This is a genomic window from Clostridium sp. YIM B02555 (assembly GCF_022320955.1).
In the GTDB taxonomy this organism is placed as follows: domain Bacteria; phylum Bacillota; class Clostridia; order Clostridiales; family Clostridiaceae; genus Clostridium; species Clostridium saccharoperbutylacetonicum.
On the sequence record NZ_JAKJJY010000016.1, the window covers coordinates 76,556 to 99,291 of the forward strand.

The window sequence follows — 22,736 nt, forward strand, 5'->3', positions numbered from 1 at the left end:
GATATAGCATATTTAAGTGCTTGAATTGAGTGGGATTAGTAAAAATCCAATTAGAGTGGAACCGCGAATGTTACTTCGTCTCTATATGTTTATAGAAGATGGAGTTTTTTTATATTTTTTTACTAAATGAACAATATGGATTATGTAAATTTGAGGAGGATATTAATATGATTTATGATGGAGTATTACAATTGATTGGAAATACACCTATTTTGAAGCTTAGTAATTTGATTAAGGATGAAAATATTGCAGATATATATGTAAAGCTTGAAAAATTCAATCCAGGTGGAAGTGTTAAAGATAGAGCAGCTCTTGGAATGATTGAAAAAGCTGAAAAAGAAGGAGTATTGAAGCCAGGAGCAACAATAGTAGAGCCTACAAGTGGAAATACTGGAATAGCACTTGCTCTTATTGGTAAATTAAAAGGCTATAATGTAACAATTGTAATGCCAGAAACAATGAGTAAAGAGAGAAGAGATTTAATTAAAGCTTATGGTGCAAACCTTGTATTAACAGAAGGTGCAAAAGGAATGAAGGGTGCTATAGAAAAGGCGATAGAAATAGGAAGTGAAGATGGATTCTTTATTCCACAACAATTTGAAAATATTGCAAATCCAGAAAAACATTTTGCAACAACAGCTGAAGAAATATTTAAGGATATACCAGATCTAGATGTATTTATAGCAGGAGTTGGAAGTGGTGGAACAATTGTTGGTGTTGGGAAGAATTTAAAGAAGAAAAATTCTAACATTAAAATAATTGCAGTTGAACCAGCTAATTCACCAGTTTTAAGTGGGGGAAATCCAGGTGGCCACAAAATTCAAGGAATTGGTGCAGGGTTTGTTCCAGGTGTTTATGAAAATGATTATACCGATGAAATAATTCCTGTAAAAGATGAAGATGCATTTACCACTGCAAAGGCAGTAGCTGAAAGAGAAGGAATATTGGTAGGAATATCTTCAGGAGCAGCAATATACGCAGCTATAGAAGTAGCAAAGAAACTTGGAAAAGGTAAAAAAGTATTAGCTGTTGCTCCAGATGGTGGAGAAAAATATATATCAATGGGATTATATGATTAATTAACTCACATATAATAGAATATTCTCTATAATAAATATGAGAGTCGTGAGTAGAAGTTTAGTTAGGGTTTTAGAAGAATTTATCAATCAATGATTTTAGATTGTGAAAGACTTTATTAAAAACTACTAAAAAGGAGAATAAGCTGTGTTTAAGAAACTAAATTATGATTTAGAAAGAGTATTAAAGGAAGATCCAGCAGCTAAAAGTAAATTAGAAGTACTGTTATTATATCCATGCATTCATGCATTAATATCATATAGGATGGCTCATTTCCTTTATTTGAAAAAAAGATACTTTTTAGCTAGATTGCTTTCTCAATTATCAAGATTTACAACTGGAATAGAAATTCATCCAGGAGCTCAAATAGGAAAGGGGCTATTTATAGATCATGGAATGGGAGTAGTAATCGGTGAAACAGCTGAGATTGGAGATAATGTTACTATTTATCATGGGGTAACATTAGGTGGGACTGGAAAAGATAAAGGCAAAAGGCATCCAACAGTTGAAGATGATGTGTTAATAGGAACAGGAGCCAAAGTGCTTGGACCTATTACTATAGGAAAAGGAGCTAAAATAGGAGCTAATGCGGTTGTAGTAAAAAATGTTCCTCCTAAAGCTACGGCAATAGGAAATGCAGCTAAAAATATAGAGAGATTTCCAACTTCAACTATAATTGAAATTAATGATATAAAAGGACGCAAGAAGAAGATTTTTAATGAAATGGTTATTTAAATAATGGAGAAGATTGAGGTGTGAAAGGAGAAACTATAAAGGTTTATTTTCACACCTTTTCTTTTGAAAAAGATAAATATTTATTGGCATTTGCATAGATATATTAAAAAATATATAATGTATATTGATAATAATTGAAAGTTGACAATTGATCATTGACAATTGATCATTAAATATTTGCGCTTGAAGAGAGGTCGAAAAGATGTTATCACCAATTACAGTTGCTATAATTAAGATGTTACCAGAAAGTTTTGTAATAAAAATTGCCAATATAATAGTTGATAATTATATAAAGAAATATGCGAATATAAAAATAAATGGAATGGAAAAGATTGATAAGGTTAATAAGCCAAGAATATTTGTATGTAATCACTTAAGCAATTCAGATGGATTAGTTTTAGAGCGTGTATTAAAAGAAAAAAGTGATCCTTATTTTGTTGCAGGCGTAAAATTATCAGATGATCCAATAACACAATTAGGAACTAAGATAGTTAAAAATATACCAATTAAGCCTAACTCAGCTGATAAAGAAGCAATAACTAAGGTTGTTAAAGCACTTAAGGCTGGAAATGATATTTTGATATTTCCAGAAGGAACTAGGAGTAGGACAGGTGCTATGATTGAAGGCAGAAAAGGAATTTTACTTTTTGCAAGAATGGCGAAAGCAGAAATAATTCCAATTGGCATGTCGGGCACAGATATATTACTTCCTATTAGTGAAAATGGAAATATGGGTTCTGAAAAGTGGCATGAAGCAGATATTGTTATAAATATAGGTGATAAAATAGTATTTCCTGAAAAAGAAAAAGAAGAAGATAAACATGAATATGATAATAGATGTATGGATATCTTAATGAGAGGTATAGCAAATCTTCTACCAGAAAGATATAGAGGAGTTTATAAATAAGGAGACTATAAATGGTTATGAAGGCAAGGACGAAAAAAATTGTAGATATTTTAAAAAAAGCATATCCTGATGCAAAATGTGAATTGAACTATGAAACACCACTCCAATTACTTGTAGCTACAATATTATCTGCTCAAACTACTGATAAAAAAGTAAATGAAGTTACAAAGGATTTATTTAAGGATTATCCAGATTTAGATGCTTTTTTAACTATTACAAATGATGAACTTGAAGAACGTATAAAACAAATAGGATTATATAGAAATAAGTCCAAGAATTTAATATTAATGTTTAATCAATTAAAAGAAAAATTTAATGGAGAAGTTCCAAAAACTATGGAAGAAATCACATCTCTTGCAGGTGCAGGAAGAAAGACAGCAAATGTTGTACTTTCAAATGCATTTAATGTGCCATCCATAGCAGTAGATACTCATGTATTTCGAGTATCTAATAGATTAGATTTAGCTAATTCAAATAATGTTTTAGAGGTGGAGAAACAACTACAAAAAGAGCTACCTAAAAAAGAATGGACTCTAATGCATCATCTTTTAATTTTTCATGGTAGAAGATGTTGTGTTGCTAGAAACCCGAAATGTAGTGAATGTCCATTAAATACATTATGTAAGTATAGATATCCAAATTAATAATCAAACTTATAAATGGAATATACATGCACAATCGTAACACTACACTAGAAATTAGATACATTTTTCTGGAAGCAGGCATGTGAAATTGAGCTGATGATGGTTCTTAATGGGGGCTTGTTTTATTTACAGCTTGTCCAAATTTTACATCTGGGACACGCTAAAATGACGACAAGCCGCCATTTAGAACCTTCCAGCGAAAATTTCACTAGTCCTGTGGAAGATAAATGTATCTGATTTCGGTAATTGTTGCATAAGTCTAATTCTCGCTTTGGATATCTATATGAAGGTAAATAATTATGTATTAAGTGAACCACATAGAGTGAAATTAAAAGGCTTTGTGGTTCTTTTATTTTGAAAATTAATTTATTAAAATTAAAATATAAGTTAGCAAGTAAGCTAAATAATCTTATTATAAATTAGAATTAATTATTTTTGGAGGGAATCAATGAAAATTGGAGTTATAATGGGTGGTATATCATCAGAAAGAGAAATATCATTAAAAAGTGGAAATTCTATAATAGAAAATATAGATAAGAATAAATATGAGGTATTACCTATTGTCATAGATAAAAAAGAAGATATCATAAACAAAACTAAAGAAATTGATTTTGCACTTTTAGCATTACATGGTCAATTTGGTGAGGATGGAACTGTTCAATCAGTACTTCAAACTTTGGGAATACCATATTCAGGCTGTGGACCATTAAGCAGTGCTATGTGTATGGATAAGGATGTATCTAAGTCTATTTTAGTGGCTGCTGGAATTAGAACTGCACCATGGATTAATTTGAGGAAAAATGATTCTATAGACTATAATCAAATAAATAAATTAGGGTATCCTGTTGTGGTTAAGCCAACTCATGGGGGATCAAGTGTAGCTACATTTATTGTAAAAGAAGAGAAAGATATAGAAAAAAGTGTAGAAGAAGCCTTTAAATGGGACAATGAAGTTATGATAGAAAAATTCATTAAAGGTGATGAAATAACTTGTCCTGTGTATGGAGATAAGATGCTTCCGGTAATTGCTATAAGGCCAAATGCAGAATTTTTTGATTTTACATCAAAATATGAGGATGGCGGAGCACAGGAAGTTGTAGTCGAGTTAGAAAGAAAACTACATGAAGAAGTTGAGAAGATGGCACTAGAAACCTATAAAGCATCGAAATGCGAGGTTTATTCTAGAGTAGATATGATAGTTACAGAAGAAGGCGTTCCATATATACTAGAAGTAAATACACTTCCAGGAATGACTAAAAATAGTTTGATTCCTAAAAGTGCAGCTGCACTAAATATAGATTTTTCTAAGCTTATTGATATGATTATACAAGATTCGATGAAAATAGTAAGATAATAGGATAAAATTTAAAGTAAAAGGTGATCTTTTATGTTACTGCAACATAAAAGATCACCTTTAAGTTTTATTTAATCAGAGTTTCTTTTTACAATCTTTACAAACACCTTTCATAACTAAATCATGATCTGTTAAAGTAAAGCCTGTTGAATTTTGAACCATTTCCTGTATTTGAAGCATTGGGCATGGAATTTCAACTTCTTTATGGCATATATCACATTGCAAATGATGTCTATGGGTTTCTTTTTTTAATTTATATGAAAATACTCCATCATTAAGAGTTATCTTTTCTGTAAGTCCTTTTTCTTCGAATAATTCTAATGTTCGGTAGACCGTGCTTAAATTAATATTTATGTTATTGTTTCTGTAAATATGATATATTTTTTCAGCAGACAAGCTATTTTCAGAATTTGTTAGAATATTTAAAATTTCAACTCTTCCTTGGGTGATTTTAATCCCATTCCTTTTTAGAATTTCATTTGGTTCCATTTTTATATCTCCTAACAGGTAAATATTAATTACATTATATCACATATAAATATAGCTGTTCAAAAATATAAAACTAAAAAAATATCATTTTAAAACCAAAAAATATAAGAACAATTCCTGCGAAAAAATTAGCATATGTGGTTATAAATTTCAACTTTTTAATATATCTGCAGATAAAAAATCCTAAGGTGCAAATAAATAAGGTTATTAATCCAATTAAAATGGAATCAACGCAAAGCAATAAATTACTTGCAATTTCATGAAATGCTGTAAAACCAATAACTAAAGCATCTATACTAACAGATAATCCAAGAATTACACAAGTGCTATTTTTCGTTAAAATTTCATTTTTCTTTGCTTTAAAACTATCTACGATAATAAGTATACCTACAATACCCATTATTATACCACCAGCAATGGAAGGAATAGTGGCAATATAAGTATCGAATAAATAACCTAAGCTTCCACCTAGATATGTAAGTAAAAATTGAAAAAATGCAAAAGATAATATAAATTTCAATTTATGCTTTTTGTTAATTAATGAATTTAAACCAATTCCTAGAGTTATGCCAAAAGCATCCATAGCAAGTGCAATTCCTATTAAAGTAACATCAAATAAATTCATTTAACCTTCTCCTTAAAATAATAGACTATTTTATAATACATATTGCAATTATAAATCATCATTAAATGTTGATTTCCTACGGAAATCTTTAAGTGTTTAACAATTCTTTTTGCAATATATATAGTTAACTTTTTTAAATATATGCAAAAAAATAAAAAAAAAGTCTTTATTTAATACGTTTTTTATTGTATATTATTAAATAGTGTATAACGATAGTTAAATAGTATATCACAATTAAAACATTTGGTGTAGCAAATAAGGAGGAACATTTATGTCAAATTGTATAATAGCCCAATCAGGAGGTCCAACTGCAGTAATTAATTCAAGTGTAGTGGGACTTTTACATGCTAATAAGGAATCAAAAGCTTTTGAAAAAGTATATGGTGGCTTAAATGGTATTGAAGGGATATTAAATAGAAACATAATTGATTTGTCAGCAGTTTCAGATGAAGAGATAAATCATTTTAGATTTACTCCATCTTCTGGTCTTGGGTCTTGCAGATATAAATTAAAAGATTTAGAGAATTCTAGTGAAGAATATGAAAGATTAATAGAAATTCTTAAAGAATATAATATAACATCATTTTTTTATGTTGGTGGAAATGATTCAATGGATACCATTGCTAAACTTTCAAAATATGCAAAGAAAAATAATGTCGGAATAACATTTATGGGAATTCCTAAAACTATTGATAATGATTTGATGTTTACAGATCATACCCCAGGTTTTGGAAGTGCTGCAAAGTTTATTGGTACGACAGCAATTGAGACATATTTAGATGCCTCTGTATACATTAATAATGGGATATTTATATTAGAAACAATGGGAAGAGATACTGGATGGCTTGCAGCTTCAACATGTATTGCAAGATTACATGATAAACCTGTTGCAGATTTCATTTATCTTCCAGAAGCTTCTTTTGATAGATATAAATTTTTAAAGGATGTTAGAAAAAAATTTGAAGAGCAGAATAAGGTATATATAGTAGTATCAGAGGGGATTAAAGATAAAGACGGTAAGTTTATTTCAGAATTAAATTGTTCAGCACAGGATAATTTTGGTCATGCTCAATTGGGAGGAGTTTCAGATTATTTGAAAAGATTAATTCTTGAAGCAGGAATCACTAAGAGAGTTAAATCACTAGAATTGAGTGTATTACAGCGATGTGCAATGCATTGTGCCTCAGATACAGACATAACAGAAGCATTTAATGCAGGAAAAATGGCTTTAAAATTTGCAGTTCAAGGTGAAACAGGAAAAATGGTGAGCATTAATAGAGAAGATAACGAATTATATAATGCATATTATTCCTTAGTTGAAGCTGAAAGGGTGGCAAATAATGTAAGATACTTCCCAACAGAGTGGATTAATAAGGAAGGAAATTTTATAAATGAAGAAGCATATGCTTATTTTGAACCATTAATAAATAAGTCTCCTAAATTAACATTTGAGGGTAATCTTCCAAAGTATAAAGTGTTTAATCAATAATATAAAAAGCTTCCTAATAATATAACTATAGTGGGATGTAATAATTAAAAAAATTTATTATTGCATCCCGGATAAAAAACTAATAATATTTTTAAAGTAAGGGTTAACTTAAAGCTGTTAGTCATATTCTTAGTTTTCATGATATTAGTTAATAGATGACAATTAGTTATTTGATTTTTCTTAGGGAAATGTCTTCTAACACATTTAAAAATAAATCAACTTCACCTATTGAATTATATAGTGCGAAGCTTACCCTTACCATTCCTAGCATTTTTTTTGCAGGATTTTCTAGGAATTCCTTAGCTTCATCTTCCCTTACGTTCATAAGCCTTCTACAATAAGGATGAGCGCAAAACCATCCATGTCTTACGGAAATTCCTTTCTTCTTTGCTAAAATATTTGCCACATCATGATGATACATATTATTAATGTTAAAAGTTGCAATACCAAGTCTATCAGATATATTTTCTGTATCTCCGTAGTTTATTATATTAGGAATTCTTTTAAACCCTTCAATTGTATGCTGTAGAAGTTGTTTTTCATGTTCCTCAATATAATCATATCCAATATTATCTATAAATTTTAAGGAATTAATTAAACTCATTACTCCTATAAAATTTGGAGTACCAGCTTCATTTTTATCAGGTGGAAGAAGAAAGTTGATTTTATTATCTAGAACTAATTCAACAGTTCCACCACCTAAATAATCTGGGTCAGAATTTATAAAATCTTCTTTTAAGCCTATAATTACACCAACGCCAAAAGGAGAATAAATTTTGTGAGAGGAAAAAACTAAAAAATCTATTTGTTCATCATCTGAATCTCCACTGATATTAACTTTTTTATGAGGTACAAGCTGCGCCCCATCAACTATTAACTTAGCATTGTATTTATGAACTATTTTAGCTATAAAATGAATATCATTTATATAGCCTGTAACATTAGAAGCTCCTGTGAGAGATACATATTTTATTTTTCCACAGTGTACCTTTAGTTTTTCTTCTAACTCTTCAAGCTTAAGTCTTCCTTTTTTATCAACTTCAATATAATCTACTTTTCCTCTTTTTCTCCAGGGTAAATCATTTGAGTGATGTTCCATTCTAGAGGTTAATACAATTTCATCTTCTTTTGTTTTTAAAGTATTTGCAAGTTTGTTTATTCCTTCAGTTGAATTATTGACATAAATAACTACATATTTTTCTATAGATTTTATATTAAAAAATTTCATTAAAAAATTTTTGGATTCCTTATATAAGTTAGTTGTTATTTCTGCTTTTTGTCCTGTTCCTCTTCCAATAGAAGCATAATTCTTGCTTAATTCTTCTATATATTTAATACTTGATTTAAGAGGTGGAGTTGTAGCAGCATTATCAAAGTTTATACCATCTATACAATCACCATTTGAATCACATACTTTTTCATCTAATCCAATAAATAAATCTTGAATGTTGTTCTCATAATTTATCTTCATATGCATCTCCTCCAATATATATTATTCTAAGAATATATTTATTGTTCACAGAACAATGGAGTAAAATTCATATCTTTCTCTATTAAATTATGTACTATATGTATTTAGGATGCATATTATTTAAAAGGATAAATAATATTTTTAAGGGGGAATTATAAATGAATCCAGATAAGAAATATATGTCCCAAGTAAGCTCAGATGACAGTGAAATTAGATTTGTTCCACCAGCATTTATTTATGATAAATCACTTTCGAATGATTATAATAGAAGTTTAGATTTATTTTCGTCAAGATATGGTTTACCAGAATTATGTACTTACTCAGATGATCCAGAAGATTCTCTTAAAAAAGATTTTGGTATAAATGTTGCAGAAAATTCAGTACCAACTACTTTTGATATATTAAGAAATATTGATCTTGATTTGGATGAATCAGAAGATTTGGAAAGAGTGAACTCTGAAAATGAAATAAATAAAATATATTTAAAAATTGAGCAAAAGCATCCAGGAATATTTGCAACGCTTTATGCTTATAGAATTCCACGTCCAATAGCTAGGGTAATTATTAAGAGATTAATTAGATTAACATTATCATACTGCAATAATAAATGATACTTGAAATTAGCTTATATTGAACATAAATAGTTAAATTTGTTTTAGTAGTGAAGATTAGGAATTAGTTAAAAGTGAAAGAAGAGAAGTTCTGAAAAGAAAAATCCAAAGCTTTTCACTTATCACTTTTAACTGATGTCTACTTTTAGCATAGCCAGAATCTTTTTGAATAATACTGGCTTTATACTTTCAATATCTGTTGGTTCCTTTAGGATGATAGTTGTAAAGCATACGCTGCCAACTAATTCAAAAATCATGAATAATGTCATTTCAGCTTCTTCTATTTCCATTCCTTCATTTGCAAGGTTTTTGGTAAAAGTATCAAGGACCATTTTCACTTCATTGTATGCTTCTGGTTTCATTATTGCTTTCCTATATAATCCCCAGGAAATATTTTTGTTTATGAGTTTTAGCAAAGATTCATTATGCTTTAAATAATTTATTATGTAATCTATAAAAAATAAGGTTCTTTCCCTAAAATCATTACTCCCGAAGGAATTAGTCTTATCCAATGCGCATTTTATGATTTCATTGCTTTTTTGTAGAATTATTTTATTTAAAATATCATATTTATCAGTAAAATATAAATAAAAAGTTCCTTTTGCAACTCCAGCATTTTTGGCTATATCATCTATTGAAGTTTTCTCTATGCTGTTTTTTGTAAATAAATCATAAGCTGATGAAAGTAAATCTTTTTCCTTTAATAGTTTTTTCTTTTGAATGAAATTTATTCCATCATTTTTTAAAGTCATGTTTTCCCTCCAAATAATAGTTTCATTTTATTATAAAACAAATTGAGGAATAATCCAAATTTTATAGATATACAACGTAAGAATTATACTTACATGAAACTTACCGAAATTAGATACATTTATCTTCCACAGGACTAGTGAAATTTTCGCTGGAAGGGTGCTATTATTAATTAGGATATCTATGTTTATCAAAATTGCTATACTAATGATTAAATAGTATAATATATCTGTTCTAATTATCAATTAAGGATGAATGATTCAATGAGAAAGTTTGGGGAGCGAAAAATAAAAGTTCCACAGGTGAAAGTTCATGTAGTCAAATATAAGATTTGCACTTTACTTTTTTAGAATATCTAAAATTGAAGAATAAAATATTAATTAGAACGTATAGAATTAAAGAAAATTTACTAAATAAGATTAGATAGCTTTGTGGATTTTCAGTTAAATTACTGGAGGATAAATAATGATTGTATTAAGTTGTAAGAATATAGGTAAAAGTTACGGAATAAGCACAATTTTAAAAGATGTAACATTTTCAATAAATGAAGGAGATAAAGTTGGTATAATAGGTTCAAATGGAGAAGGAAAAACAACTTTATTTAAAATACTTTCTAAAGAATTAGCCCAAGATGATGGAGAAATTTTTATAGATAAAAACAAGTCTTTAGGTTATCTAGCTCAACATTTAGCATTAGATTCAAGTAATACAATTTATGATGAAATGCTTCTTGTTTTTGAAGATTTAATAAGGTTAGAGAAAAAAATTATAGATCTAGAAGTAAAAATGAACGAACCATATGATGAAAAGAATGCTTCATATCATGAAAAAATTATTAAAGATTATGGAACAGCTCAGGACTTATATCAAAATAGAGGTGGGTATACTTATAAAGGAGAAATATCACGTGTAGTTAAAGGTCTTGGATTTGTAGAAGATGATTTTGAAAAAATAATTTCAACTTTAAGTGGAGGTCAAAAAACTAGAGTAGCCCTTTGTAAACTATTGTTATTGAATCCAGATATTTTATTACTTGATGAGCCTACTAACCATTTAGATTTAGAAGCTATTGAGTGGTTAGAAGAATATTTAAAAACATATAAAGGAACTGTAATAGTAATTTCCCATGATAGATTTTTCTTAGATTCTGTAACAACGGCTACATATCAAGTGATAAATGGACATGTAAATTGCTATAATGCACCTTATACTAAGGCTTTAGAATTAATGAAAAAGGATCATGAAGCAAAATTAAAAGCATATAATTTACAACAAGCAGAAATTAAGAGACAGGAAGCAATAATAGAAAAATTTAGATCTTTTAATAGAGAAAAAAGTATTAAAGCTGCTGAAAGTAGAGAAAAAGCTCTTGATAAAATGGAGCTTGTAGATGCACCCGACAAGGAAAAAGCTGCATCTAAAATCAAATTTGAAGCATCCGTTAAAAGTGGATACGATGTTCTTCATATTGAAAAGTTAGCAAAAAGTTATGGTGATAAAAAATTATTCTCTGATTTGTCTTTTGATTTAAAAAGAGGAGAAAAGATTGCACTAATTGGAGAAAATGGACGTGGAAAAACTACTTTATTTAAGATAATAATGGATCAAATAAAAAGTGATTCAGGTGTTAAGGTATTAGGCGTAAATGTTAATGTTGGCTATTATGATCAAGAACAGTCTAATCTAAATATGGATAAAACAATTTTAGATGAGGTATGGGATGACTTCCCAGAATTAACTACAAGTGAACTTAGAGGATATCTTGGTTCGTTCCTTTTTAGAGGAGATGACGTATTTAAGGAAATAAATAAGTTAAGTGGTGGAGAGAAATGTAGGATAAACTTGTTAAAATTAATGTTATCTAAATCCAACTTACTTCTTTTAGATGAGCCCACTAACCATTTAGATATACCATCTAGGGAAGCCCTTGAAGATTCAATCTTGAGCTATGATGGAACATTGATTGTAATTTCTCATGATAGATATTTCTTAAATAAAGTAATACACAGGATTTTAGAATTACAAGAGAATGGTGTTAATGAATACCTAGGAAATTATAGTTACTATATAGAAAAGAAAAAAAATCCACAAAGATTTGAAGCTTATGAAGGTATATCAGCAGGGAAAACAAAAACTCAAATAAATGAAGAAAAGAAAAAGAAGAAAGCATTAGATAAGGAAGCTAAAGCAAAGCAAAATGAAATTAAAACTATAGAGAATGACATAAGTGTAAATGAAGAGAAGCTTGGAAAGCTACAAGAGGAGCTTTGCAAGGAAGAGATTTATTCTAATCCCGCAGAAAGTGAAAGAGTAAATAAAGAAATAAAAGTTCTTGAAGAAATTATAGAGAAACTATATGAAAAATGGGAAGAACTTTCAGAGGAATAAAGATAATATTATATATTAAGGCAAAAGTGATTTATAACTTATTGCCTTAATTTTTTATTTTCAGATATATCCAAAATAAGAATTAGAATTATGCAACAATTACCGAAATCAGATACATTTATCTTCCACAGGACTAGTGAAATTTTCGCTGGAAGGTTCTAAATGACGGCTTGTCGTCATTTCAGCGTGTTCCAAATGTAAAATTTGGACAAGCTGAAAATGAAACAAGCCATAGAGGAAACTCGACTCACGTTCGTTCGCTGAGTAAGCGATTCAAACCAAATCACAGATTTGGGTTCTCTGCTTAAGAACCATCATCAGCTCAATTTCACATGCCTGCTTCCAGAAAAATGTATCTGATTTTTACTGTAGTGTTACGGTTATAATTTCTCAATAATACATATATATTACATTCTAAGTTTGGTTTTCAACTTGGATATCTATAAAAAATAGCACTTATGAGTAACGATGTATGTTTTTTATGGAAATGTTTATATTAAATATAAATATTAAAATCGAAGGTTGCTTGAAAGGATGATTTTTGTGAAAATTACTATACTTAAAAATGGTGTTTTGTATGATTTAGAACAAGATAAATACAATATGAAAGATGTTGCTATTAAAGATGGTAAAATAATAGAACTAGGTGAAAAATTAGAGAATAACTATGAAGAGGCAGAGATTATTAATTTAAATGAAAAATTAGTATTGCCAGGATGTATTGATTGCCATACGCATCTTGGAATTATTGAAGAATGTACTGGTAAAATCGGAATTGATAATAATGAGACTTCAAATCCAGTTACGCCTCATCTAAATGGAATTGATGGGATTAATCCCTTTGATATTGCATTTAAAGATGCTGTAAGAGCAGGAGTAACTTGTGTTATGAGTGGCCCTGGAAGTAATAATGTGGTTGGAGGGCGAAATGTTGTTTTGAAAACATGTGGAACAATTATAGATAAAATGACAATTAAAAATCCGGCTGGTTTTAAAATATCATTGGGGGAAAATCCATTAAGTACCTATGGTATAAATGATAAATGCCCAGTAACAAGAATGGGCGCAGCAGCTTTAATACGAGAATTATTTATGAGAACGGAAGACTATATAATACGCAAAGAAAATAATAAACTTAAGGAAAGAGACATAAGATTAGAAGCAGTAATCCCTGTGTTAAAAGGACAAATACCGTTGCGAGTACATGCTCATAGAGCAGATGATATTGTTACAGCTATAAGAATTGCAGAAGAATTTAATATTTGTAAAATGGTAATTGAACATGGTACAGAAGCACACTTAGTGAAAGCTTATTTAAGAGAAAAAAAGGTTCCGGTAGCTTATGGACCATTACTTACTCCAAGAATAAAAATGGAATTAAAGTCTAGGAACTATAGTTCTATTGTAGAATTGGTGGAAGCAGGTGTAAAGACTGCATTAATAACAGATCATCCTTATAATTCAATTGATTGTTTAAGGACAGTTGCTGCTATAACTTTAGCAAGAGGACTATCCTTTAAGGATGCAATAAAAGCAATTACAATAAATGCCGCAGAAATATTGAATTGTGAAGATAGAATTGGAAAAATAGAAGTGGGTTATGATGCAGATCTTGCTGTATATGATGGTGATCCTCTTGATATAAAATCAAAGGTTACAAATACAATAATAAATGGGAAAGTTGTATATACTGCAAATACATACTAGCATATTTTTTTATAATAAATAAAATAGTGATAAATAATTGATAATAGTGGTTGAAATCCCTAGTGGATTTCTTCCATAATCATTTAATGAAAAATAATAACAAGATAGGTACTTTTTTATATATGAATTAATATTTATATTAAGGAAGTATTTTTTTTTGGAGGAAATATGCAAGACAAGAATCCTAAAAGTCTTTTTGGAATAGACATAAATGAGTATAGCCAAAATGTTCAATTTAATGTACTGGCGACAACTATAGATTTTTTATATTTAAGAGCTTCTGGATCTGCTACTGGGAACTTTAGAGTTGATAAGAGATTTATTGAGTATGCAAAGGCGAGTAGAAGTTATGGGATACCAGTTGGAGCATATCATTTTTCATTACCATCTTATGATTTGACGGATGCAGATAGACAGTGCGACGATTTTATAAACACATTACAACAGGGGTTTGGAAATAAAGATTACGGAGATTTATTTCCAGTAATAGACGTTGAAGCACCATTAGATAAATCTATATCTACAAAAACATTAATTAACTGGATTGATAGATTTAGAAAGAGATTTGAACAAAAAACTAGGCGTAGACTTATGATTTATACAGGAACAAATTTCATAGAATTGTATGATAATTTTTATATACCTGGGCGTGGATATCCTTTGAAAAATATGCCACTATGGATTGCTATGTATACAGCAATACCTATTAATCCTAAGTTTCCACCAAATGTTGGGGGATGGACACGATGGAGAATATGGCAATATAGTGAAAGTCAAAAAGTACAAGGGGTTGATAATCCTTTAGATGCAAATTGGGGACCAGATAATATTGATTTATTGATTCAACCAGATGCTGTAGCAGGATTAAAAGCAAGCTTTGAAGGAAGAAACATAAGAGTATCATGGAATAGAAACAATGATATAGATTTGTTAGGATATAATTTATTTGTTAATAGAGAATGGGTCGGAACTGTTGATGAAAAAGCTACAAGCTATACAATACCTGCAAATAAAATAAAAGTTAAAAAGAATGTTCCTATAGAAGTTGCGATAGAAGCTTTTGATTATGACGGAGAGACCTCAAAGACGCGATCAAAAGTAAATTTGTAAAGAAAAAATTATATCATAAATCCAACTGTACCGTGATAATATTACTATCATATGACAGTTGGTGTATGATATAATAATAAAGTTAGTAACAAATTGATATTAATGTAAATTAATATTATAGTTTTTAAAAGTATTTTAAAATGAATTAATGCTTAAAACTTAATTCCTCGAAAGGAGAATAGAGAGTGGAAAAACGGACTGGAAAAAGGGCAAAATCTTCTAGAAGAAAATCTAATGCAAAGAAGAAGGTAATGCTAGCTATATCAGCTCTTGTAGTTATAGGGATTGCTGCACTGGCTGGTTTTAATTTAGTTGCAAAGGGTACAGTTAAGGAATGGGAAAATAAGATATATCCAGGAGTGATGGTGCAAGGGACTGATCTTGGAGGCATGACAAAAGAAGAAGCAAAAAATAAGCTTACTGAAACTTTTGAAACGGCTATAGGTAAGAAAAAGTTAAATATAGAAATAGGGGACAAACATTACGAACTTATTTATTCTGATATTATTCCTAAATATGATATAGACGGAACAGTAGAGCAAGCTTATAGCATTGGAAAAGAAAATGGGCTTTTCAAAAAGTATATGACTATAAAAAATGGTGAAAATGCAAAAAATGAAATTTCACTAGGATTTTCTTATGATGAAGAGAAATTAAAAGCTTATGAGAAAAAATTACAAAATGAGGTTGGTGAATCACCTAAAGATGCTACGGTTAGCATTGATAAAAATAATATTGTTGTAAAACCGGAAATAGAAGGAAAAACAATAAATTTAGAGAACTTAGATTCTAAATTAAAGGAAAATATTAATGGTAAATTAGACGCTGGAGACCCTGTTAATGTGGATGTCGAAATAACTAAACCAAAGATAACTAAAGAAGATTTATCTAAAATAAAGAATTTAATGGGAACTTTTTCTACAAATTATGGTTCATCGGCACCTGGTAGAAGTAATAACATAGAAATAGCAACTTCAGCCATAAATGGGACAGTAGTTATGCCAGGAGAAGTATTCAGTTTTAATGATGTTGTCGGACCTAGAACAGTTGAAAGAGGCTATCAAGAAGCAGGAACTTATGTTGGAAATAAAGTTGAACCAGGAATTGGTGGAGGAATATGTCAAGTTTCTACTACACTTTATAGAGCTGTAATGAAAGCTAATTTAAGATCAGTTGAAAGAACAAATCATTCTATGGTAGTAGGTTATGCACAACCTGGGCTTGATGCAACAGTTTCCTATGGATATTTGGATTACAAGTTTAAAAATGTTTATGATTTCCCAATTTATATTCAAGGTACTACTGTAGGTAAAGTTGTTACCTATAGTATATATGGAGATTCTAGTGCATTAAATGGAAAAACATATGACATGGCTAATGAAATTTTGGCAACAATACCGCCAGAAACAAAGGTCGTTCCAGATAATACTCTTCCAGAAGGAAAAGAAGTTAAGGATGGGGCAGGGATGACTGGATATCAAGCAAGATCTTACCAAATTACTTATGAAAATGGAGTGGAAGTTAATCGTGAAATTGTTGCAACAGATACTTATGCAAGTGTAGGGATTGTGGTTAGAAAAGGAACTCAGCCAGCAGCAAATTCAGCTGCAGCGACTCCACCACCAGCAACTGTTCAGCCAATAGCTCCACCACCAGTAGCACAACCAGCTCAATAAAGTTTGAGTCTTAATAAATTTAAAGCATATTTTCTAAGAAAATCAATTTGATATATTAGTGGAGTATGCTTTAAATAGTTTTGACTTGTTTTAAACCATATAGTATAATTTTCTAATATGAAGTGATGTAATTATTTGTACAAAATAGGAGAAGGTGAAATTTTGAATTTAAATATAGTTTTATACCAGCCTGAAATACCTCAAAATACAGGAAATATTGCAAGAACTTGCGTTCTTACAAACAGTAAGTTGCATTTGATAAAGCCATTAGGGTTTGAAATAAATGAGAAGCAGGTTAAAAGGGCAGGCTTGGATTATTGGAAGGATCTAGATCTAGAAATACATGAAAGTTATGATGACTTTATGAAGAAGTATGGGGATAAAAAAATTTATTTATCAACTACTCATGCAGAAGCTCATTTTGATGAGATATGCTTTCAAGAAGGCGATTTTATAATGTTTGGAAGAGAAACATGTGGTGTTCCTGAAGAAGTTCATAAAGAAAACATTGGATTTAGAATTCCTATGATAAAATCAAGTACTAGAAGTTTGAATTTATCCAATACAGTAGCTATAGTTGCTTATGAAGCATTAAGGCAGATAGGATTTCCTAATATGAAATAATTGAAGAGGAATGGAGAAATATGGAAAAGATAAAAATCATAACGGATAGTACAGCTGATTTGTCAAAGGGTGTCTATGAAAAATATGATATAGAAGTTTTACCATTACTAATAAACTTTGGTGAAGAGAGTTACTTAGATGGTGTTGAAATAAATCCAGATAAGGTGTTTGAAAAAATAGAAAAAAGTAATGTATTACCTACTACAGCTCAAGTGACTCCAAATAGATTCATTGAAGCTTATAAAAAATATTTGGAAGAAGGCTATAAAATTATTTCAATTCATATGTCTTCTGTGATGAGTGGAACTTATCAATCAGCATGTATTGCAAGAGATACATTAGAGAGTAAAGACATATTTGTTGTGGATTCTCAAAATGTTACAGCAGCACTTGGAATTTTGGTTTTAAAAGCAGCTAAACTCAGAGAAAAAGGTTTTAATATTGTTGAAATTGAGAAAGAATTAAATGATGTTAAAGCAAAAGTTATGCTGTCAGTATACTTTGATTCTTTAGAATATCTTGTAAGAGGTGGAAGGATTTCTAAAACTACTGGTGTAGTTGGTGGGGTACTTGGGATTAAATTAATTCTTGAGATTAAAGATGGTATTATGTCGGTAAAAGATAAAATTAGAGGAAATAAAAAGGCAATTAAAAAGATTATTAGTGATTTAGAAAATGCAACCTTAGATGATGATGTGCCAGTTATATTAATAGATGTAAATAATATTGAAGTTAAGGAAGCACTTAAAGAGTATATGGATAGCAATAAGGTAAATTATATCGAATGCCCAGTGGGATCAACGGTATCTATACATTCGGGTCCGGGTTGTTGTGGATTGGTATTATTAACTAAATAATGGAATTATATATATTATATTAAAATAACATGTTTTTATTTTTTTATTATGCTAATTTTAGTTTATATGATTAAATTGAAATTAGCATAAATAAATAATATTTAACATGTTTTTTATTATAAAAAATTCAATAAACACAAAAGATAGACTTAGGAAAGTGATTAATTTAATAAAATATACCTATAAAATACAAAGTTTATGGTATAATACAGTTGTTAATGAAATTATATCATAAAATTCAAATATTAATGATATTGATGAGGTGTATAGTAATATAGATTTAATCATAATGAATACGTTTAATCGAAGGATTACACAGAATTTATAAGGAGGCAAAATATGAATTTGGATTATGGCATGAAGATGACTCAAGAACAGAGAATGATATTAACTCAAAATATGCAGCAATCTATAAAGCTTTTGCAGATGTCCCTTCATGATTTAAGAGAATATATAGATAATGAGTATTCAGAAAATCCAGTTATAGAAATAAATGAAGAAGTAAATTCGCAGGATGATGTAATAAACGATGAAATGAGTACACGGAATGAATATGATGCAAAAAAAATAACAGAAGAGTTGTATTCAGATAATTATAGAGATAGATCAGAGACCAACTATTCTAATGAAGATGTTTCGCCACTTAATTTTATTGAAAAAAAGATGTCATTAAAGGAATATTTACAAGAGCAATTAGTCGAAACAGATATAGATCAATATACGCTAAGCATATGTAAGTATATTATTGAATCTCTAGATTATAGGGGATATCTAGAAATATCTACAAAAGAGCTAGCAGAGGAATTAACTATATCTGAAGAGATAGTTGAAAAGGCATTAACTGTAGTTCAAGGTCTGGAGCCTTATGGAATAGGAGCTAGAAACATTCAGGAATGTCTTCTTATTCAAAGTATAAAACTTAATATTTTTGATAATATAATAGAGAAAATGATTTTAAATCATTTGGAGAATATTGCAGAAAATAAATATGAAGCAGTTGGAAAGGCACTTAATATATCACCAAGAGAAGCTCAAAGATATGGTGACTTGATTAAGAGACTTGAACCTAAACCTTCAAGAGGATTTTATACAGGAGAAGAAGTAAATTATATAATTCCTGATGCAGAAGTAAAAAATGTTGATGGTGAATTCTTTATATTAATGAATGAAAGTGTGTTGCCTCGTCTTATGGTAAATAAGACCTATAAAGATGTATTACAAAATAATAAAGACTCAGAAACAAACGCATATGTAAAGGAAAAAATTAATCAAGCATTGTTTTTAATTAAGTCTATAGAACAAAGGAAAAATACTTTATATAAAGTATTAGAATGCCTTGTTGAAAAGCAAAGAGAATTTTTCATTCATGGAAAACAGCACATAAAACCTTTAACATTAAAAGAAGTTGCTGAAAAAATCAATGTTCATGAATCAACAGTGAGTAGAGCTGTTAGAGATAAGTACGTATTGACAAGTTATGGAACAATTAAAATAAAAGATTTGTTCCAAAGTGGTATGTCTTCAAATAATAATGAGGATATGGCAACAATAAAAATAAAAAATGAAATAAAAGAAATTATAAACGAGGAGAATAAGAGCAAACCTCTTTCTGATCAAGCAATAAGTTCTATGTTAGCAGAAAAAAATATGAATATTTCACGTAGAACAGTTGCAAAATATAGAGAAGAGTTAGGAATTAAATCTTCATCTATGAGAAAAAGATTATAGAAGTAAAGTTTTGACGTCATAATGAAATAATATTAAGCAACCATAATAGCTAATTTTCAATTATTATGGTTGTAAATTTAAAGCTTTATGAAATTTACAGATAATAATGAATATAAAATATTATTATTAACCTAAGAAAAACGTTTATTTAATGATAGATTAGTGTATTTATGAAATATTGTAGAAAGCTACAAAAAAACTTTCTAGTTATTAAATTTGTTAGAGTTTTTTTGCTTTTTTTGAAATATTATAAAAAAAATTTACTTAAAGGCTTTAAAAATTTGAAAAGGTGTTTTATAATAATATATGTGGGACACAATGAAATAATATGGGACACGTAGTGACCAAGGGAGTGTTTGAGTTGCAGGAAATATTAGAATTACAAAAAAAGATAGTTCCTGAGCTTGTAAATACATTAGAGAAAAGGTATAACGTACTCAGAACGATCTGTCATAATCAACCTATAGGAAGAAGAGTTCTTGCTGACATTTTAAATGTTGGAGAGAGAATAGTCAGAACTGAAATAGGTTTTTTAAAGGAACAAGGATTAATTGAGATAAATACTTCTGGAATGACAGTTACAAGTGAAGGCGTAGATATTATTTATAAATTAAATGATTTTATTCATGAAATAAAAGGACTTTCAGAAGTTGAAAAGAAAATTGAAACTTTTCTTAAACTAAAAAAAGTAATCATTGTCCCTGGAAATGTAGATGAAAATCCACTAGTTCTAAAAGATTTAGGGAAAGCCTGTGCTAGTTATGTAAAAGATGTCTTAAAAGATGATTCTATAATAGCGTTAACAGGAGGAAGTACTTTAAAAGAAGTGGTAGAAGCATTTCCTAAAATTACAAATTTGTCAAAAATTCAAGTAGTACCAGCAAGAGGTGGCATGGGCAAGAAAGTTGAAACCCAAGCAAGTACTTTGGCTGCTACCTTAGCCAAAAAATTAAATGGTACTTATAAGATGCTTCATATCTCAGATAACTTAAGTTTAGATATAATAGATACTGTGCTTAAGGAAGAAGCCGTAAAAGCTGTAATAGATACAATCCATAAAGCAGATGTATTGATTTATGGAATTGGTAATGCTGTACAAATGGCAAGAAAAAGAGGAGTTCCGCAGCAAGAAATTGATAATTTAATTAACAATGGTGCTGTTGGGGAAGCATTTGGATGTTATTTCAATAAGGATTCTCAAATTATATCGGAAACCACTGCAATTGGTATAAAAATTAACGAGGCAAGAAAAATTAAAACACATATTGCCGTTGCTGGAGGTAAAGATAAAATAGAATCTATTATTGCAACTGAATATAACGATGTTGATGGTGTATTAGTCACAGATGAAGCAGTCGCTGAAGGAATAATAAATATACTAGAAGGTTAAATTCAGTTATTAAATTAGTTTGTAAAAATTTATTTTTATAAAAATAAAAAAAGCATTATATTAGGAGGTAATTGTATATGGTAAACGTAGCAATTAATGGTTTTGGAAGAATAGGAAGATTAGCTTTAAGATTAATGATTAACAACCCTGAATTTAACGTGGTTGCAATCAATGACTTAACAGATGCTAAAATGTTAGCACACTTATTCAAATATGATTCAGCTCAAGGAAGATTCGATGGAGAAATCGAAGTTAAAGAAGGCGCTTTCGTAGTAAACGGAAAAGAAATCAAAGTTACTGCTGATGCTAAGCCAGAAAACTTACCATGGGGAGAATTAAAAGTAGATATCGTTTTAGAATGTACAGGATTCTTTGCATCAAAGAAATCAGCTTCAGCTCATATTGCAGCAGGTGCTAAGAGAGTTGTTATTTCAGCTCCAGCAGGAAATGATCTACCAACAGTAGTTTACAATGTAAACCACGACATCTTAAAGGCAGAAGATACAGTTATTTCAGGTGCTTCATGTACTACTAACTGTTTAGCTCCAATGGCTAAAGTATTAAGTGATAAATTTGGATTAACTAAAGGTTTCATGACTACAATTCACTCATACACTAACGATCAAAATACTTTAGATGCTCCACACAGAAAAGGTGATTTAAGAAGAGCTAGAGCTGCTGCAGCTTCTATCATTCCTAACTCAACTGGTGCTGCTAAAGCAATCGGATTAGTTATCCCAGAATTAGCTGGAAAATTAGATGGAGGAGCTCAAAGAGTTCCAACAATCACTGGTTCATTAACTGAATTAGTTTGTACTTTATCTAAGAAAGTTACTGCAGATGAAATTAATGCTGCTATGGCAGCTGCTGCAACTGAATCTTTCGGATACACTGAAGACGAAATAGTTTCTTGCGATATCATCGGAAGCAGCTTCGGATCATTATTCGATGGAACTCAAACTAAGGTTATGGAAGTTAATGGAGAACAATTAGTTAAAGTAGCTGCTTGGTACGATAACGAAATGTCATACACTAACCAATTAATCAGAACTTTAGGATACTTCGCTAACTTAAAGTAATTTGAATTGATCTAATTTAAACATA

The 22,736-nt window shown here is 29.6% G+C and carries 20 protein-coding genes and 1 other annotated feature (1 of these 21 cut by a window edge); of the genes, 16 read left to right on the plus strand and 4 right to left on the minus strand.

All coding sequences use genetic code 11. From position 1 onward, the window contains the following. Positions 1–86 (plus strand) — a binding site (T-box leader) (it extends 147 nt beyond the left edge of the window). A gap of 81 nt (positions 87–167) precedes the next feature. From cysK to L3B98_RS19635, 5 genes are all read left to right on the plus strand, one after another. Then, complete coding sequence (gene cysK / locus L3B98_RS19615; protein WP_077366246.1) at positions 168–1,079, plus strand: cysteine synthase A; 912 nt, start codon at positions 168–170, stop codon at positions 1,077–1,079. A 145-nt stretch (positions 1,080–1,224) separates the two neighbouring features. Beyond that, positions 1,225–1,812 carry a serine O-acetyltransferase EpsC gene (gene epsC, locus L3B98_RS19620; RefSeq protein ID WP_015395189.1) on the plus strand — a complete coding sequence of 196 codons (588 nt, stop codon included), beginning with the start codon at positions 1,225–1,227 and terminating at the stop codon, positions 1,810–1,812. A 202-nt stretch (positions 1,813–2,014) separates the two neighbouring features. Next, positions 2,015–2,719, plus strand: a complete 705-nt coding sequence (locus tag L3B98_RS19625) for a lysophospholipid acyltransferase family protein (RefSeq protein ID WP_015395188.1) — start codon at positions 2,015–2,017, stop codon at positions 2,717–2,719. Between the two features lie 17 nt (positions 2,720–2,736). After that, positions 2,737–3,363: an endonuclease III gene (nth, locus tag L3B98_RS19630; RefSeq protein WP_026106316.1), complete on the plus strand. Its 627-nt coding sequence runs from the start codon at positions 2,737–2,739 to the stop codon at positions 3,361–3,363. 448 nt (positions 3,364–3,811) lie between these two features. Beyond that, positions 3,812–4,717 (plus strand): D-alanine--D-alanine ligase, encoded by a 906-nt coding sequence (locus L3B98_RS19635; protein WP_238917935.1) that lies wholly within the window; start codon positions 3,812–3,814, stop codon positions 4,715–4,717. 75 nt (positions 4,718–4,792) lie between these two features. Here the strand turns inward: L3B98_RS19635 and L3B98_RS19640 are convergent, their stop codons facing one another. Together L3B98_RS19640 and L3B98_RS19645 are read right to left on the minus strand one after the other, a co-directional pair. Then, positions 4,793–5,206 carry a Fur family transcriptional regulator gene (locus L3B98_RS19640; RefSeq protein WP_015395185.1) on the minus strand — a complete coding sequence of 138 codons (414 nt, stop codon included), beginning with the start codon at positions 5,204–5,206 and terminating at the stop codon, positions 4,793–4,795. Between the two features lie 73 nt (positions 5,207–5,279). Then, complete coding sequence (locus L3B98_RS19645; protein WP_238917936.1) at positions 5,280–5,831, minus strand: manganese efflux pump; 552 nt, start codon at positions 5,829–5,831, stop codon at positions 5,280–5,282. Between the two features lie 271 nt (positions 5,832–6,102). Here L3B98_RS19645 and L3B98_RS19650 point away from each other — a divergent pair, with 271 nt between their 5' ends. Further along, positions 6,103–7,320, plus strand: a complete 1,218-nt coding sequence (locus tag L3B98_RS19650) for a 6-phosphofructokinase (protein ID WP_238917937.1) — start codon at positions 6,103–6,105, stop codon at positions 7,318–7,320. 166 nt (positions 7,321–7,486) lie between these two features. Here L3B98_RS19650 and L3B98_RS19655 read toward each other — a convergent pair whose 3' ends face one another. Then, on the minus strand, positions 7,487–8,791 hold the full coding sequence (locus L3B98_RS19655) for an aminotransferase class V-fold PLP-dependent enzyme (protein WP_238917938.1): 1,305 nt from the start codon (positions 8,789–8,791) through the stop codon (positions 7,487–7,489). Between the two features lie 158 nt (positions 8,792–8,949). Here L3B98_RS19655 and L3B98_RS19660 point away from each other — a divergent pair, with 158 nt between their 5' ends. Further along, the gene (locus tag L3B98_RS19660; RefSeq protein ID WP_238917939.1) at positions 8,950–9,402 is read left to right on the plus strand and encodes a hypothetical protein; all 453 of its coding nucleotides are present in this window, start codon (positions 8,950–8,952) and stop codon (positions 9,400–9,402) included. A gap of 128 nt (positions 9,403–9,530) precedes the next feature. Here L3B98_RS19660 and L3B98_RS19665 read toward each other — a convergent pair whose 3' ends face one another. Continuing rightward, positions 9,531–10,154 (minus strand): TetR/AcrR family transcriptional regulator, encoded by a 624-nt coding sequence (locus L3B98_RS19665; protein WP_238917940.1) that lies wholly within the window; start codon positions 10,152–10,154, stop codon positions 9,531–9,533. Positions 10,155–10,617: 463 nt separating this feature from the next. On the opposite strand from L3B98_RS19665, the gene L3B98_RS19670 reads away from it, so the two are divergent. From L3B98_RS19670 to gap, 9 genes are all read left to right on the plus strand, one after another. Continuing rightward, positions 10,618–12,540: an ABC-F family ATP-binding cassette domain-containing protein gene (locus L3B98_RS19670; protein ID WP_238917941.1), complete on the plus strand. Its 1,923-nt coding sequence runs from the start codon at positions 10,618–10,620 to the stop codon at positions 12,538–12,540. A gap of 534 nt (positions 12,541–13,074) precedes the next feature. Next, positions 13,075–14,247, plus strand: a complete 1,173-nt coding sequence (locus L3B98_RS19675) for an amidohydrolase (protein WP_238917942.1) — start codon at positions 13,075–13,077, stop codon at positions 14,245–14,247. Between the two features lie 168 nt (positions 14,248–14,415). Continuing rightward, on the plus strand, positions 14,416–15,357 hold the full coding sequence (locus L3B98_RS19680; RefSeq protein ID WP_238917943.1) for a glycoside hydrolase family 25 protein: 942 nt from the start codon (positions 14,416–14,418) through the stop codon (positions 15,355–15,357). A 185-nt stretch (positions 15,358–15,542) separates the two neighbouring features. After that, positions 15,543–17,033: a VanW family protein gene (locus L3B98_RS19685; protein WP_238917944.1), complete on the plus strand. Its 1,491-nt coding sequence runs from the start codon at positions 15,543–15,545 to the stop codon at positions 17,031–17,033. Between the two features lie 162 nt (positions 17,034–17,195). Beyond that, complete coding sequence (locus L3B98_RS19690) at positions 17,196–17,657, plus strand: tRNA (cytidine(34)-2'-O)-methyltransferase (RefSeq protein WP_015395175.1); 462 nt, start codon at positions 17,196–17,198, stop codon at positions 17,655–17,657. 20 nt (positions 17,658–17,677) lie between these two features. Then, positions 17,678–18,514, plus strand: coding sequence for a DegV family protein (locus tag L3B98_RS19695; RefSeq protein WP_238917945.1), 837 nt, complete (start codon positions 17,678–17,680; stop codon positions 18,512–18,514). Between the two features lie 339 nt (positions 18,515–18,853). After that, positions 18,854–20,242, plus strand: a complete 1,389-nt coding sequence (gene rpoN, locus L3B98_RS19700) for an RNA polymerase factor sigma-54 (RefSeq protein WP_238917946.1) — start codon at positions 18,854–18,856, stop codon at positions 20,240–20,242. Between the two features lie 328 nt (positions 20,243–20,570). Then, positions 20,571–21,632 (plus strand): sugar-binding domain-containing protein, encoded by a 1,062-nt coding sequence (locus L3B98_RS19705; protein WP_238917947.1) that lies wholly within the window; start codon positions 20,571–20,573, stop codon positions 21,630–21,632. A gap of 77 nt (positions 21,633–21,709) precedes the next feature. Then, positions 21,710–22,711, plus strand: a complete 1,002-nt coding sequence (gene gap / locus L3B98_RS19710) for a type I glyceraldehyde-3-phosphate dehydrogenase (protein ID WP_015395171.1) — start codon at positions 21,710–21,712, stop codon at positions 22,709–22,711. Positions 22,712–22,736 lie beyond the last annotated feature (25 nt).